The sequence below is a fragment of the Bradyrhizobium lablabi genome, assembly GCF_001440475.1.
Taxonomy (GTDB): domain Bacteria; phylum Pseudomonadota; class Alphaproteobacteria; order Rhizobiales; family Xanthobacteraceae; genus Bradyrhizobium; species Bradyrhizobium lablabi.
Map to the genome: position 1 here is coordinate 1 of NZ_LLYB01000065.1, position 15,175 is coordinate 15,175.

Consider the following 15,175-nt stretch of genomic DNA (forward strand, 5'->3'; position numbering starts at 1 on the left):
GACCGGGCCCAAGCCGAAGGCCGGCCTGCCGGCCGCGGCCCGCGCGGCGCGATATCGCCTGCTGGCGAAAGCAGCTCGGGCAAGCGGCGCCACGCGCATTCTCACCGCGCACACCCGCGACGACCAGGCCGAGACGCTGTTGATGCGGATGCTGCGCGGCAGCGGCATCGCTGGCCTCGCGGCGATGGCGCGCGAGAGCGAACGCGAGGGCGTGTGGCTGGCGCGGCCGTTGCTCGACGTTCCGAAATCGCGCCTGGTTGCGACGCTGGACAAGGCGAAGATCGCCTTTGCCGACGATCCCACCAATCGCGACATGAGCTTCACGCGTCCGCGGCTGCGCGCGTTGATGCCTGTGCTGGCGGAGGAGGGCGGTGACAGCCGAAACCTGGCGCGGCTGGCATCGAGACTGGCACGGGCGAATGCGGCGATCGAAGTGCTGGCCGACGGCGCCGAGCGCTATCTCGCGTTGAGAGATCGCGATGATGCGGCGCGTTTCGGATTCGATGCCGGCGCGTTTGCCGGTCTGCCCGAGGAGATCCGGCTTCGGCTGCTCAAGCGCGCCATCGACCGCGCTGGTCACGAAGGGCCGGCGGAACTCGGCAAGCTCGAGGCGCTGCTGGCGGTATTGGACAACGCCATTGCGAACGGCGCGAGGCAGACGAGGCTGAAACAGACGCTTGCCGGGGCGGCAATCAGCCTGATCGAAGGCCGAATTCATGTTAATCCGGCGCCGCCGCGCCGGGGTAGCCGAGCCTGAGAAACTTCCCCATATGGGAATATCCGTGATATCAGGACGAAGAGCCTTAACCACCCCGGAAAAACCCTGCTTTTCGCGTCATTTTTTGACCGGGAATCGCGTTAAGATGCGTTAAATAGTCCTGAGTGGTTCCCTTGGCATTGACCCGGGCGCCACCTAAATTGGGTGCAGTGGACCGGGGATTCTCGCCTCACTACCCAAGGAATACTCAAGGTTACTGCCAAGGACATAGGGCCGCGATCCGCGCGACCACGAAGGAAGATCAATGAACGCCAATCTGCGCAACTTCGCCCTCTGGGTCATCATTGTCTTGCTGCTATTGGCATTGTTCACGCTTTTTCAGAATCCGGGTCAGCGCACTTCCTCGCAGGACATCTCGTTCTCGCAGCTCTTGAGCGAGGTCGACGCGAACCGTGTCCGCGACGTCGTGATCCAGGGGCCGGACATTCACGGCACCTTCACCAATGGCTCCAGCTTCCAGACCTATGCGCCCAGCGATCCGACGCTGGTGAAGCGTCTCTATGACGCCAAGGTCCAGATCACTGCCAAGCCGCCCGGCGACAACGTGCCGTGGTTCGTGTCGCTGCTCGTCTCCTGGCTGCCCTTCATCGCGCTGATCGGCGTGTGGATCTTCCTGTCGCGGCAGATGCAGGGCGGCGCCGGCAAGGCGATGGGCTTCGGCAAGTCGCGCGCCAAGATGCTGACGGAGGCCCATGGCCGCGTCACCTTCGAGGACGTCGCCGGCGTCGACGAGGCCAAGCAGGACCTGCAGGAGATCGTCGAGTTCCTCCGCGATCCCGGCAAATTCCAGCGCCTCGGCGGACGGATTCCGCGCGGCGTGCTGCTGGTCGGCCCTCCCGGCACCGGCAAGACGCTGATCGCGCGTGCGGTCGCGGGCGAAGCCAACGTGCCATTCTTCACCATTTCCGGTTCTGACTTCGTCGAAATGTTCGTCGGCGTCGGCGCTTCGCGCGTCCGCGACATGTTCGAGCAGGCCAAGAAGAACGCGCCCTGCATCATCTTCATCGACGAAATCGACGCGGTCGGCCGTCATCGTGGCGCCGGTCTCGGCGGCGGCAATGACGAGCGCGAACAGACGCTCAACCAGTTGCTGGTCGAGATGGACGGCTTCGAAGCCAATGAAGGCGTGATCCTGATCGCGGCCACCAACCGTCCCGACGTGCTCGATCCCGCGCTGCTGCGTCCCGGCCGCTTCGACCGTCAGGTCGTGGTGCCGAATCCGGATGTCGTCGGCCGCGAGCAGATCCTCAAGGTTCACGTTCGCAAGGTGCCGCTGGCGCCGGATATCAACCTCAAGACCATCGCGCGCGGCACCCCGGGTTTCTCCGGCGCCGACCTGATGAACCTCGTCAACGAGGCAGCGCTGACCGCCGCCCGCCGCAACAAGCGCATGGTGACGCAGGCCGAGTTCGAGGAAGCCAAAGACAAGGTGATGATGGGTGCCGAGCGCAAGTCGCTCGTCATGACCGAGGAAGAGAAGCTCTTGACGGCCTATCACGAGGGCGGCCACGCCATCGTCGGCCTGAACGTCGTCGCCACCGATCCGATCCACAAGGCCACGATCATTCCGCGCGGCCGTGCGCTCGGCATGGTGATGCAGCTCCCCGAACGCGACAAGCTGTCGATGTCGCTTGAGCAGATGACCTCGCGGCTTGCCATCATGATGGGCGGCCGCGTCGCGGAAGAGCTGATCTTCGGCCGCGAGAAGGTCACCTCGGGCGCTGCCTCCGATATCGAGCAGGCGACTCGCCTGGCGCGCATGATGGTGACGCGCTGGGGCCTGTCGGAAGAGCTCGGCACCGTGTCCTATGGCGAGAACCAGGACGAGGTGTTCCTGGGCATGTCGGTTTCGCGCACGCAGAACGCGTCGGAAGCGACCGTCCAGAAGATCGACAAGGAGATCAAGCGGCTGGTCGAGGAAGGCTACAACGAGGCCACCAAGATCCTCACCGAGAAGCGCGAAGATCTCGAGACGCTCGCCAAGGGCCTGCTCGAGTTCGAGACGCTGAGCGGCGACGAGATCATCGACCTCTTGAAGGGCAAGAAGCCCAACCGCGAGTCGGTGCTGGAGCCGAGCACCCCGCGTGCTTCCGCCGTGCCGCCTGCCGGCAAGCCGCGCCCGCGTCCCGATCCGGACCCGGGTCTGGAGCCGCAGCCGCAGGCGTAAGACATAGCGACGTGGCCGGCTATTCCGGCAAATCCGTTGTGCAAAAGCTCGGCCTCAAGCCGGGCTTTTGTATTTTCACCGCCGGGCTGTCGCGCGCCTATGACGATGTCGTCGGCGAATTGCCCGGCGATGTGACGATCAGGCCGCGGCTCAAGGCGCCGCTCGACATGGTGCATCTGTTTGCGACCGAGGCGAAGGGGCTCACCGCAAAACTGCGCAGCTATCGCGCAGCGATTGAACCCGACGGCATGATCTGGGTGTCGTGGCCGAAGAAGGCCTCCGGCGTTGCGACCGACCTGACCGAGAACGTCATTCGCGATACCGCGCTGCCGCTCGGGCTCGTCGATATCAAGGTTTGTGCAATCGACGAGACCTGGTCCGGATTGAAATTCGTGATCCCTAGGGATCAGCGATCCAAGCGGTCGAAGTAATCTATGGTCTGTGGTTCGTAGGGTTGGCGTAGCCGGCTGTCCGCCGTAGCTCGAAGAGCGAAGGCACGAAACGTGCGTAACTGTCACGCCTTTCCCATCGCTCCGAAATGCCTTTCGAGAAGCTGCTCCGGCGTCTCAGTCACCTCGATCGTCTGTCCGTCGCCGCCGACAAAGGCGAGCACGGTGCGCTCGCCATCGCGCGACATGCTGCCGACCAGCGCGATGTTGATGTGAATGGGCTGCCCCGTCTCGAACTTCGTACATTCAATCCAGAAGCGCATGGTGGTCTCCTTCGATCTCATCAGAGCGCGCAGAAGGTACGCTGAGCTGGGAGTAGGAATCCACTCATTGTCCCCGCCTGGTGCGCAATTGCGCACGGGCGCGGGGACCCATACCGCGTGATCGATCAATAAGGCACAAAGGGAGACGCCTGTCCTCCACGGCCGGCATCGGTGGTTATGGGTCCCTGCTTTCGCAGGGACAACGACGAAAACCGTCGTCACCGCGCCAAACCTTAAGATTTCCTCAATTCAGTCCGGCCTATTGCTTGGGGACGTGCGCTCTCGGACAGCGCGCGCCAGGCAAGGACCGCGCATGACCGCCTCTGTTTCCGCACTCAGGCCCGCACCGGAGCAAACCGCAATTCCCGCGTGGCTCGTCAGGGTCTGCCTGGTGCTGGCGGTTGCGAATCTGACCCTGTGCGGGGCGGCGTATCTCTCACGGTGGTGGGTTTACGATACGAACGGCCTCGGCATTCCGACCGATTTCATCAACGTCTGGGCTGCCGGCCGCCTGGTGCTCGATGGTCTCCCGGCACAGGCCTATGACTGGGACATCCAGAAGCAGGTCGAGGTCGCAAAACTCGGCAAGGATTTTGTCGGCTATTTCGCCTGGCACTATCCGCCGCCATTCCTGTTCGTCGCATCCGTGCTGGCGCAGCTTCCCTATCAGGTCGCGTTCATCGGCTGGGTCGTGGTCAGTTTTGTGCCCTTTCTGGTCGCGATACGCGCGATCGTCGGCCGCAGCTTCGGCTATCTGCTCGCGTTCGCCATTCCGATGGCGTTCATCAATGCGCTGGTCGGGCAGAACGGCTTCCTCACCGCGGCGCTGATCGGCGGCACGCTCTATCTGATCCCGGCACGGCCGGTGCTGGCAGGCATCTGCCTCGGGCTTTTGACGTACAAGCCGCAATACGGGCTGCTGTTTCCGATTGCACTGATCGCGGCCGGGCATTGGCGCGTGTTCATCAGCGCTGCCGTAACGGCGCTCGTGGTGGCCTTCGCTTCCCTACTTGCCTTCGGCTTCGAAAGCTGGCTGGCATTCTTCCACTGGATGCCGAAATTCTCGCAAGCCTTCCTGACCGAAGGCAAGGCTCCCTGGTGGAAGATGCAAAGCATCTTCTCGATGGTGCGCTATTTCGGCGGCAGCGAGCCGCTCGGCTGGGCATTCCAATGGGTTCTCACCGCTTCCGTCGCCGTGGTGGTGGCGCTGGTATGGCGAAGCCGCGTGCCCTACACGTTGAAGGCCGCGGCGCTTGGCGCCGGAACGCTGCTGACCACGCCCTATCTCTTCATGTACGACATGATGGTGCTGGCGATCCCGGTCGCCTTCCTGGTCCGCATCGGATTGAAGACCGGCTTTCGTTCTTACGAGCTTCCGGCGCTCGGCGTCGTCGTCGCGCTCCTCGTATGCTACATGTTCAGCGGCATACCGACGGGCCTTGGCGCCACGCTGGTCGTGGCAGTGCTGGTTCTGCGCCGTGCCGGATCATGGTGGCGGCACGAGCCGGTGCCAGCGCTTGCCGCCATACGTGCCTGATAGCGGGCTTCGGATCGCCTGCCGCTATTTGATGAACGCCGCCCACAGGGCTGCATTCGCGAGCGTGCCGATTTCGTTCATATGGCAACCGTCGGAGCTGCGGCCTTCATTTCCGATCGTGTCGGTGTCGGGCCCCTGGCGGACGTCCAGCGCTTCATCGACCGCGGCCAATTGGCCGGCGCGTACCGCCGCTATGTTTGTCGGCCTGGCATAGTCGCATTTTGTGCTGCGTGACAGATAGAAGGGCGCATCGATACCGGCGTCGCGAAATCGCTTCACGAGTTGATGCAACAGCGAAGCATATTGTTCAGCCGACGTCGTCTCCAGCGCGTCCCTCTCGCCCTGCTGAAACAGAATGTGCGTCGGCGTCAGTCCTGCGGCCTTCAGCTTCGCGATGCCGTTGGTGACCACCAGGGCGCCCTCGTTGTTCAGAAAGAAAAGCGAGGCGCCGCCGATGGCGAGCGGCACGAGGATCACGCGGTCGTAACGTCTGGCCTCGATCAGGATGTCGCCGAGACGCGTTGCAAAGCTCCCGCCCATGCCATCGGTACCGAGCAAGGGGTCGGCCGCCGCGAAGCATTTGCCGGTCACGGGATCAAAATTATCGACGCCGTCTCGGGCCGTGTGCCGGGCGCTTCCAAAGTTGCCTGCGTTGCTCTGGCCGTGCACGACGATGACGGCGGTTCTTCCGTATACGGGAAGGCACGGCCGTTCGATGCGTGCCGGCGGCGCGACCGCAGTCCAATCGACCTGGCGCGGGTCCCACGTCCAGAGCTTGCCGGCGATCGCGCCGATCAACAGGCCACCAGCCAGGAACGCGACAAGGCGCAACAAGGGAAGGTTCTCCAGGATAGTTCAGCGCGGGCCTGCGTGCGCCGCTTGCTGCCAGATGGCGCGCTTCGGACGAAAATTCACCGCTTGCCCCAGCGTGAAGTGCGCGGGACGGCAATCTGAGGCTGCCCAATTCGGCCCATGTTAATCGGGCCGCGTTGAGAGCTTGTTAAAGGTGGAAAGCCCCACCGGCATCCGTGTTGCAAAACCAGCTTGTCATCAGGCGTGAATAGTTGTTCACTTCTTCAAAGCGATGACGGAGCTTATCGCTCAAGACATTGAAGGTGCGCGCGTTCTGGCAGGCTCCCTGGGGCTCTAGGGCGCGCGGGGGACGGAAAGCGCGCCATGGTCTATCGGCGAACCCATCAGGTCGTGAAACGGCTGGCGGCCCGGCGCAGCGCTATCCTGGCGGCGGCGCGGGATGCCGCGGCCGAAGGCGGCATGGCGGCGGTGCAGATTGCCCCGGTTGCGGTCCGCGCCAATGTCGCGGCTGGCACCGTCTACCGCTACTTCCCCTCCAAGGCCGAGCTGATTTCCGAACTGATCGCCGAGGTCTCGCGCGACGGATTGGCGGCGATCCGCCGTGCGGCGGATGCAGCGCCGGGACCGTCCTCGGCGCTCGCCGCCGCTGTCACCACGGTCGCCGTGCAGGTGCTGTCGCAGCGCAAGCTCGCCTGGGGCATTCTCGCCGAGCCGGTCGATGTCGACGTCTCGGTGTCGCGCCTTGCCAGCCGCCGCGAAATATCCGGCGAGATTGCCGCCCGAATCGACGCCGCGGTGCGCGCCGGTCACCTGCCGGCGCAGGATACCGCGTTGGCCGCGACCGCGCTGCTCGGCGCGTTGCATGAATCGCTGGTTGGTCCGCTGGCGCCGGAGAACCTCGATGATCCGGCGAAGCTGCGCGACGCCGTGCAAACGGTCACGCTATTGGCGCTGCGTGCCGTCGGCGTGATGGATGCCCGCGCCCGTGGCCTCGTGGTGCAGGCGGTGCTGCCGGCGAAAGCGCTGGTCGGGGCGTAAGACGCTCTCCCGTCGGCGACACGCCACTGTCGCAACCATTTGCCACGCTGCGGCTTATCGACGGTTAAACCCGTGACAGGAGCATGCGATGACGACGACATCAGGGTCCGCCAAGTGGCAGGGTGGCATCAAGGACGGCAAGGGTGCGATCTCGACGAAAAGCGGCGCACTGAACGATTATCCCTACGGCTTCGCCAGCCGCTTCGAGGGCAAAGCCGGCTCCAATCCGGAAGAATTGATCGGCGCGGCGCATGCCGCCTGCTTCACCATGGCGCTGTCGCTGATTCTCGGCGAAGCCAAGCTGACCGCCGAGCAGATGGAAACCAGGGCCGACGTCACGCTGGAAAAGCAGGGCGACGGTTTTGCCATCACCTCAATTCATCTGACGCTGAATGCGAAAATCCCCGGCGCCGATGATGCGAAATTCCAGGAGCTGGCGGGCAAGGCCAAAGCCGGCTGTCCGGTGTCGAAGCTGCTCAATACGAACATCACGCTCGACGCGAAGCTGGTGTAGTTCTTTCGCGTCATTCCGGGTTCGCTTCGCGCCCCGGAATGACAGAGCCATCACTTCTTCGTCTCGCCCTCCGGCTCGACATTGGCGATGCGCACCATGTTGGTGGTGCCGGGAATGCCGAGTGGCACGCCGGCGACGATGATGACGCGCTGGCCGGCCTTGGCAAAACCGTCTCGAAAGGCGATCGAGCCGGCGCGATCGACCATGTCGTCCTGGTCGTGGGCGTCTTCGGCCACCACGCAGTGCACGCCCCAGACGACCGACAATTTGCGGCCCGTCGCGAGATTCGGCGTGATCGCGACCACCGGCGGCTTCGGCCGCTCGCGTGCCACGCGGATGCCGGTGGAGCCTGAAGAAGTCCAGCAGATGATCGCCGACAATTCCAGCGTCTCGGCGATCTGCCGAGCGGCGTCGGCAATGGCGTCGCCGACCGTGTTCTCCGGCTGCAGGCGCTGCGCCGTGAGAACCGAGCGATAGGTCGGGTCGCGCTCCACCTCTTCGCCGATGCGGTTCATGGTCGAGACCGCTTCGACCGGGAATTTGCCGGCGGCTGATTCGGCCGACAGCATGATGGCGTCGGCGCCTTCATAGACGGCGGTCGCGACGTCGGAGACTTCCGCGCGCGTCGGCACCGGCGCCTGGATCATCGATTCCAGCATCTGGGTCGCGATCACCACCGGCTTGCCGGCGCGGCGCGCCATCCGCGTCATCTGCTTCTGCAGGCTCGGCACCCGCTCCAGCGGCAGCTCGACGCCGAGGTCGCCGCGCGCCACCATCAGCGCGTCGGACGCATCGATGATCTCGGCGAGGCGGTCGATCGCCTGCGGCTTTTCGATCTTGGCCATCACGGCGGCGCGGCCGCGGATCATGCGCTTGGCTTCTTGGACGTCCTCGGCGCGCTGCACGAAGGAAAGCGCGATCCAGTCGACCCCGGTCACCAGCGCCGCTTCGAGATCGGCGCGGTCCTTCGGCGTCATCGCCGACACCGGCAGGTCGGTATCGGGCAGGCTGACGCCCTTGCGATCCGACATCTTGCCGCCGATCACGACCCGCGTCACCGCGCGCTCTGGCGAGGTTTCCTCGGCGATCAGGCGCACCTTGCCGTCGTCGAGCAGCAGCGCATGGCCCGGCCGAAGCGCTGCGAGGATTTCCGGATGCGGCAGCTGCACGCGGTTGTTGTCGCCCGGTGCCTTGTCGGAATCGAGCACGAAGCTCTGGCCGTTCTTGAGCTGGGTCGAACCTTCGGCGAATGCGCCAAGGCGCAGCTTCGGTCCCTGCAGATCGACGAGGATGCCGATCGGGCGGCCGTAGCTCGATTCGACATTGCGGATGGTCGTGACCAGCTCGCGCATCTTGTCATGCGGCGTGTGGCTCATGTTGATGCGGAATAGGTCCGCGCCGGCCTCGAACAGCTTCCGGATCATCGCGCTGTCTGATGATGCCGGGCCGAGGGTCGCGAGGATCTTGATGCGACGAAGCCGTCTCATTGCTTGGGCGCCGGAGCTGGCGGCAGACCCGGTCCGCCCGGCTGGTTCGGCAGGCCGGGAACCCCGCCGGGGCCGCCCGGTCCCATCGTGCCTGGAATGCCCGGCACGCGCTGCGCGGGCTGCTCGTTGGCTTCGGTCAGTTGCACTGTCCACGCTCGCTGTTCGCCTGTGTCGACCTCGAAGAACCCGGTGCGGTCGTAGCCGCGCGCCAGGCAATTCTCGGTACCCTTGATGGTGAATTCCTTGTCTCGCGAACACATGAAGGCCTGTCCCGACCATTCGCCGCCGCGGTCATAGTCGAGCGCGTAGATGTAATAGTAACGCGCGACAAGAGTTCCGCGCAGCAGCGTCTCGCAACTGCGCGATGATACGTTCCACCAGCCTTCGGTGGTCCAACCCTCGGCATCCTTGTAGCCCAGCGCGATGCCGACCCGGCTGGAAGTATTGTTGCAGAGCCGGAAATCGGCCGCCGCCGGACTGCTCCACAGGCATGTCGCCGCCAATGCAAGCACCGGCGCCAGGGCAACGGTCACGCGAGCGGAGAGGGGGGACAAGCAGCGGGGATCTTTTGCGGTCATGCAGGGAAGCTATATCAAATCATTGAAGATTTCGCGTGACCCGGCGGGACCTGTCAACGACCGGAGAACGGCTTTCCCGCGCTACGGGAAAACCGGGACTCCCCCGGTAAGGTTGGGCAATTTTGCCCGCAGATGTGGCAGAATCTGTGACAAATCCTACCTGATATCAATATGCTCGGCAGATGTGACGCGGGAGCCCAAGGCCATGACGATCGACGACAAAACCAGAACGGAACTGGAAGCCGCCGTTTTCAGGCGCCTGGTCAGCCACCTGCGCGGCCGCACCGACGTCCAGAATATCGATTTGATGAATCTGGCCGGCTTCTGCCGCAACTGCCTGTCCAACTGGATGAAGGAAGAGGCCGACGCCAAGGGGGTCGCCGTCAGCAAGGACGAGAGCCGCGAGGCGGTCTACGGCATGCCCTATGAGGAGTGGAAGGCGAAATATCAGGGCACGGCCACGCCGGAGCAGTTGGCGGCGATGAAGAAGGTGCATCCCGGGCATTGAGGCATCGATCCGCCTCGTAGCCCGGATGAGCGCAGCGATATCCGGGGGCGGTGCTCAAGGCGTCCCGGATGTCACGTTCGCTCACCCCGGGCCACGCTTCTTACCTTCCTGTGGGCGCGCTGTGGATGAGCGCGATGCTGCCTTGACGCAAGGCCCCCCGATCTTGAGGGTCATCCGCGCAAAAGCGCCGCGCGGTAACGCGTGCGGCGCTTGATTTTTCACCTTTACCCGTCAGTTCCATTCAGGAGTACCCGATGGCCACCTCCGCCGCCGCCGTCCAGGACGAGCCCGCGACACGATTCGCCAAAGACCAGCTCAAGGCCATCATCGAGCGCATCGAGCGTCTGGAAGAGGAAAAGAAGACGATCTCCGACGACATCCGCGACGTCTATGCCGAAGCCAAGGGCAACGGCTTCGACACCAAGGCGTTGCGCACCATCGTGCGGATGCGCAAGCAGGACGCCAACGAGCGCGCCGAGCAGGAAACCATTCTGGAAACCTACATGCAGGCGCTTGGGATGCTGTGAGGCGAACGCCTCGCACGTAGCCCGGATGGAGCCAACAGGTCGCGCGAGTGCGCGCCCGATGGCTCCATTCGGGCTACGGCCTACGGCACAGCAACTCGCATTTGTGGCTATGGGTCCTCGCGTTGGCGAGGACGACATCGAGCTTTGTAAAAGCGGTGCGGCGCGAGGCCTAGCGCAGCGCGGCGGTGCGCACCACGAATGACTGCGTCGGCAGTTGCGTGGTCGCCGATCCCGTGAAGCGGTCGCAGGTCATGCCCATCATCGGGTCATCCGAGAAGGTCATGGCGATCGCAGCGCGCGGCTTGACGAAATGGCTGCGCATCTGGGTCATTTCGGTGTCGCCGAGCACCGTCGTCGACATCGCGCTGCTTGCGCTCGGCGCCAGCATCATGACCCGCATCCAGATATCGTTGCCCTTCGCGGCGGCGAGGCGGGTCGAGGTGGCGACCACGGTGTCCTGACCCTGAGCGCCCTGCGGTGCCCCCTGTGGTCCCTTGGCGACCACGGTGTTGATTTCGGTCGATGCAGCACCAGCGCTGCGTACCGGACGCACGCTGCTGCGCGGCACTGGCGCGGAGGCCGCGACGATGTTGGCGCGGTCGACCGGCGAAGCAGCGGCCGGCGCATAGGCCATCGCCCTGTTGAAGCTCTCGTTGACGCTGGCGGTCGGTTGCGGGTCGGTGGCAGTGGCGAGGGCCTGGCGGGCGCGGAGGGCGGCGACCTGTGCGGGGGTCGCCTGATTCGCCGCCTTCGGCACGTCGTCCCAGAAGCCGCGGGAATTGATGATATCGGCCGGCGTCTGCGGCTTCGGCTCGCTTGTCTCGGCGGAAACCGCCGCGGCCTGCTTCGCCTCGGGCTTGGACTCAGTTCTGGCCTTGGGCGCCGCTACGATCTGCGCGTCAGCCGCGGCAAGCTGGATGGTTGCGCCGACCGGCTTGGCTCGTGGGGTCGGGATCGGGTCGGCGGATTTCACAGCAGCCACACTGGCCGGTGCGGGCTTCTCGTTCTTGACGGGAGCGTTTGCGCCCTCGTCATCCTCTTCCGTCGACTTGCCGCCCTTGAACAGCGATGCGAACAGGTTAGGCATCTTGACGGTTGCGGCATTGTCGCCATTGCCGCGTCGCTCGATGTCGGCGCGGGCCAGCTCATAGCCCTTCATCGGACCGCTGGAAGACTGGTGGACGGTGCGCCCATCCGGGAAGACCTTGGCCAGCTGATCGTGGGTCATGCGTGGCCAGTGACGGATGCTGCCGGTGTCGAGATGGACGAACGGCGATCCCGAGGTCGGGTAGAAGCCGACGCCGCCACGCTGCAGGCGGAGCCCGGCGGCGCGGACCTGCTCGAGCGACACGCCCGGAATGAAGAAGTCCATCGCATGGCCGAGCATGTGCTGGCTGAAGCGGGCCACGCCGGAAGAGCGGCGGCGGAGCATGGCGTTGGTGGCGGGGGAGCGGTAGGCGGAGATGATCTGGATCGGCTGCTTGCCGTCGACGTCGCGGTAGACTTCCCAGACGATGTCGAACAGGTGCCGATCCATCGTGGTGGAGTCCTGGCTGCGCCAGTCGCGGAGGAAATGATTGAGCTTTTTCAGCGCGTCTTCGTCGTAGCGGCCGTCGCGCTTGAAGGTGACGGTGAGGTCTTCGCCGGAATGGGTGTGGTGGAAGGAGAGGGTGCGGGTCTCGTTCAGCGCCGTCGCGTCATGCACCGTGCCGGCGCCCGCCAGGAGCAACAGCGAGGTCAGGCCGATCCGATATCCGGCTTTCGAAGACAGCGGATTGAATTGGCGCGCGAAACCAGCCAGCACGTATAAGCCCACCCAGTCGACGAGCGTTCACGGTTTTCTTTTGCAGACCCCCGGCAAAAGACGGTGAACGCTTTCTTAAAGCAGGAGGGTTAAACCGAGGTTTACCGACCTGCCCCCAAGCAAGCTTTAACCTAACGCGTGGACTATGGCGAAAAAGTGCCGGGCACCCGCTACGGCAGGGATAATGGTTAACGTAAACAACCTCTCCGCAAAGGAGAGGTTGTTGATTTCATTAATAGATTCTTGCCGTAGACCGTAGTCCTCCGGATTACCGGGTGAACCGCGGCTGCGGCCGCCGGCCGACCGGCGCCGGCGGCGTCACGGGCGACGGACCGCCAAACAGGCGCTCGAAGAACGAGGGGCCGGAGGAATAGGTGTTGTCGCTGGCGAAGTTGACGCCGGCCGGCAGGCTCGAGCCGGACGGGCGCGTGTAGCTCGGCTGCGCATGGGCGACCAGCGCCTCGAGGTCCTTGCTGCGGCTGTTCTTGAGCAAGGCGATCATCACGGAGTCGCGGCCGTAGATGTCCTTGCGGATCTGCAGCTTGCCGGCGTCGTCCACGAACGCGGTCTGGTAGGTGATGTTGACCGGGATCGGTGTCGGGAATTTCAGGTCGATCTCGCTGCGGCCGTACATGCCGCGGATCCTCTCCGGCGTGTAGCGCTCGTTCGGCATCGTGATGTTGAGCAGGGTCGCGGCGTATTGATCCGGATTCTGCACCCGCATGCAGCCGTGGCTGAAGGCGCGTTCTTCCTTCGCGAACAGATGCTTGTCCGGGGTGTCGTGCTGATAGACCAGGAACTTGTTCGGGAAGTTGAAGCGGACGCGGCCAAGCGCGTTGGCTTCGCCCGGCGGCTGCGAAATGTGGATGCTGCCGTCGCGGTTACGCTCGAGCCTCAGGCCCATGCGCTGCAGCACGGTCGGATCCTGCTGCAGGGCCGGCAGATATTCGTTGTAGATGATCGACGGCGGCACGTTCCAGGTCGGGTTGACGGTGATGAACTTCATCGTTTCCGTCAGCATCGGTGTGGCGTGCTTGCCCGGCTTTCCGGTCACCACGCGGGTGTTCCAGACCTGGTGACCGTTCTGCATCACCTTGAGCGTGAAGTCGGGCACGTTGAGAATGACATAGGCGTTGCCGAGCGAACTCGCGCCGAGCTGGCGCGGCAGCCAGCGCCAGCGCTCCATGTTGACCAGGACCGTATCGATCTGCCGGTCACGCTTCGGGCTGTTGAGAGCCTTCACCGTGCGGTCGTCGAGCACGCCGGTCGGCTTGAGATCGGCGCTCTCCTGGAATTTGCGCACGGCGGCGGCGACCTTGGCGTCGTAACGCGCGTCGTCGTGGTTCTCGACGCCGAGCTTGGCGCGCAGTTGCGGCACGCGCGAATCTTCCGGCGCGACTTCACCCTGCTTCTTGGTGGCGGCCTTGAACGCCAGCGCCGGACCTTCGGCGATCTGCGCCATCGGTCCGTCGCCCTGGCCGCGCAGCTCGGCGAGCTTGGCCTTCAGCTCCTTGTAGAGCTTGTGCGGCGGGTTGTAGCCGTCGAGCGCGGCGGAAGCATCCTTGGCGGTCGAGATATTGGCGAGCACTTCGGCCGGATCGGTCGGGTGCTCGGGATATTGGATGTCGGCGGAGACCTGCGACCAGTGCATCCGGCCGCTCTGGGCCTGTCGCGCATAGTCGAGCATGCTCGCGGTCAGCTTCAGTTCGGCTTCGGCGAGTTGGTCCGGCGAAGCGGCGGCGGAGGCAAAATCCGGCACCGGATAGTCGGCCGGATTGAGGCCCTCGGAGGCGGCGTCCTTCAGGCGGGCGATCACGCCCTTGCCGCTGTCGGTCAATTTGCCGGCTTGCGTCCATTGCGGCGCATAGTCACGCGCGGTGTAGAATTTCTCGACGGCGGCGCGCTCGTTCTTGCGATCGAAATAGCGCAGCGATTTGGTGCCGATCATGTCGCGCAGCCGCTCGGCAACCGGCTGGTCGGCCGGTGCGACGGTGCTGACCTTCACCGGCTCCTTGGCAGGTTCGGCGGCGGGCGCGGTGGCCGTCGCAGCCGGAGGCGTGACGGTCGCGTCGTCGGGCTTGGCAGCAGGCGCGGTAACGGTTTCGGCCGGTTTGGTCTCAGCTGGCTTGTCGACGGCCTTGGCTGCATCAGGCACCGAGGCGGTGGAGTCCACCTTGAAATCGCCGATGGTCGGAGGCGGAACGTTCGCGGGTTCGGGGCGCGGAACTGCTGCGTCGATGGCGAGCTCGGCGGCGCTGGCACGTGGCGTGGTCGACTGACCCGCCAGGGCTGAGGTCGCAGACACCGTGAGGAAGGTTGCCGCGACGGCCATCAGCACGCGGTCAAATCCTGCACGATTCGTCGAACAGTCACGCATCGTCACACCCCCTTGGGCGAAACTGCCCCGGCATGGAACAGTTCGTTGGCATCGTCATAGCTTGCGCGGGAAGCGCCGGCTTCGATCGGTTTTCGTACGCCTGCACGCATTTGATTCAAACGCAGACGATACATGTGCCCCACTCATGCAGCCAGCGCCATGCGGGACAACTCACGACAAACTGACCTCAAACTACCCGTTGAAATTTCGGGTCGCGTGTTTTTTGCCACGCCACCCGCCCTTTGTCTGTCACCGGCAAGCCACGGTTCAAAAGCTTCCGAGTATGTGATGTCGTTGGTTTGCCACGATCTTTGCCACGCGGACGCCATAATCCC

At 64.4% G+C, this 15,175-nt stretch carries 15 protein-coding genes; 8 read left to right on the forward strand and 7 right to left on the reverse strand.

Annotated features, from left to right (window positions below):
• The 3 genes from tilS to CQ14_RS14930 form a co-directional block, all read left to right on the forward strand.
• A partial coding sequence (tilS, locus tag CQ14_RS14920) for a tRNA lysidine(34) synthetase TilS (RefSeq protein ID WP_057858636.1) occupies positions 1–757 on the forward strand: 757 nt, incomplete at its 5' end.
• Positions 758–1,022: 265 nt separating this feature from the next.
• Entirely contained in the window at positions 1,023–2,945 is a 1,923-nt protein-coding gene (gene ftsH / locus CQ14_RS14925) for an ATP-dependent zinc metalloprotease FtsH (protein WP_057858637.1), read from the forward strand.
• 11 nt (positions 2,946–2,956) lie between these two features.
• On the forward strand, positions 2,957–3,376 hold the full coding sequence (locus tag CQ14_RS14930) for a DUF3052 family protein (RefSeq protein WP_057858638.1): 420 nt from the start codon (positions 2,957–2,959) through the stop codon (positions 3,374–3,376).
• A gap of 83 nt (positions 3,377–3,459) precedes the next feature.
• On the opposite strand, the gene CQ14_RS14935 is transcribed toward CQ14_RS14930, so the two are convergent.
• Entirely contained in the window at positions 3,460–3,657 is a 198-nt protein-coding gene (locus CQ14_RS14935; RefSeq protein WP_057858639.1) for a hypothetical protein, read from the reverse strand.
• Positions 3,658–3,970: 313 nt separating this feature from the next.
• Between CQ14_RS14935 and CQ14_RS14940 the strand changes: the two genes are divergently transcribed.
• Positions 3,971–5,194 carry a glycosyltransferase family 87 protein gene (locus CQ14_RS14940; RefSeq protein ID WP_057858640.1) on the forward strand — a complete coding sequence of 408 codons (1,224 nt, stop codon included), beginning with the start codon at positions 3,971–3,973 and terminating at the stop codon, positions 5,192–5,194.
• A gap of 24 nt (positions 5,195–5,218) precedes the next feature.
• Here the strand turns inward: CQ14_RS14940 and CQ14_RS14945 are convergent, their stop codons facing one another.
• On the reverse strand, positions 5,219–6,028 hold the full coding sequence (locus CQ14_RS14945; protein ID WP_057858641.1) for a sialate O-acetylesterase: 810 nt from the start codon (positions 6,026–6,028) through the stop codon (positions 5,219–5,221).
• Between the two features lie 342 nt (positions 6,029–6,370).
• Between CQ14_RS14945 and CQ14_RS14950 the strand changes: the two genes are divergently transcribed.
• Positions 6,371–7,045: a TetR/AcrR family transcriptional regulator gene (locus CQ14_RS14950; protein ID WP_057858642.1), complete on the forward strand. Its 675-nt coding sequence runs from the start codon at positions 6,371–6,373 to the stop codon at positions 7,043–7,045.
• Positions 7,046–7,133: 88 nt separating this feature from the next.
• The gene (locus CQ14_RS14955) at positions 7,134–7,559 is read left to right on the forward strand and encodes an OsmC family protein (protein ID WP_057858643.1); all 426 of its coding nucleotides are present in this window, start codon (positions 7,134–7,136) and stop codon (positions 7,557–7,559) included.
• Between the two features lie 50 nt (positions 7,560–7,609).
• On the opposite strand, the gene pyk is transcribed toward CQ14_RS14955, so the two are convergent.
• Both pyk and CQ14_RS14965 read right to left on the reverse strand, forming a co-directional pair.
• Complete coding sequence (gene pyk / locus CQ14_RS14960; protein WP_057858644.1) at positions 7,610–9,046, reverse strand: pyruvate kinase; 1,437 nt, start codon at positions 9,044–9,046, stop codon at positions 7,610–7,612.
• Positions 9,043–9,624, reverse strand: a complete 582-nt coding sequence (locus tag CQ14_RS14965; protein WP_057858645.1) for a DUF1036 domain-containing protein — start codon at positions 9,622–9,624, stop codon at positions 9,043–9,045. Before CQ14_RS14965 ends, pyk begins: the two co-directional genes overlap by 4 nt.
• 205 nt (positions 9,625–9,829) lie before the next feature.
• On the opposite strand from CQ14_RS14965, the gene CQ14_RS14970 reads away from it, so the two are divergent.
• Positions 9,830–10,132, forward strand: a complete 303-nt coding sequence (locus tag CQ14_RS14970) for a DUF1244 domain-containing protein (RefSeq protein ID WP_057858646.1) — start codon at positions 9,830–9,832, stop codon at positions 10,130–10,132.
• A gap of 254 nt (positions 10,133–10,386) precedes the next feature.
• A complete protein-coding gene (locus CQ14_RS14975) occupies positions 10,387–10,659 on the forward strand; it encodes a DUF2312 domain-containing protein (protein WP_057847308.1) in 273 nt (90 codons plus the stop codon).
• A gap of 169 nt (positions 10,660–10,828) precedes the next feature.
• Here CQ14_RS14975 and mepK read toward each other — a convergent pair whose 3' ends face one another.
• The 3 genes from mepK to CQ14_RS47615 all read right to left on the reverse strand — a co-directional run bounded on the left by mepK (position 10,829) and on the right by CQ14_RS47615 (position 14,974).
• Entirely contained in the window at positions 10,829–12,463 is a 1,635-nt protein-coding gene (gene mepK, locus CQ14_RS14980) for a peptidoglycan L,D-endopeptidase MepK (protein WP_245320359.1), read from the reverse strand.
• Between the two features lie 268 nt (positions 12,464–12,731).
• Positions 12,732–14,840: a L,D-transpeptidase family protein gene (locus CQ14_RS14985; protein WP_057858789.1), complete on the reverse strand. Its 2,109-nt coding sequence runs from the start codon at positions 14,838–14,840 to the stop codon at positions 12,732–12,734.
• A 2-nt stretch (positions 14,841–14,842) separates the two neighbouring features.
• Complete coding sequence (locus tag CQ14_RS47615) at positions 14,843–14,974, reverse strand: hypothetical protein (protein WP_283807229.1); 132 nt, start codon at positions 14,972–14,974, stop codon at positions 14,843–14,845.
• Positions 14,975–15,175: the final 201 nt, after the last annotated feature.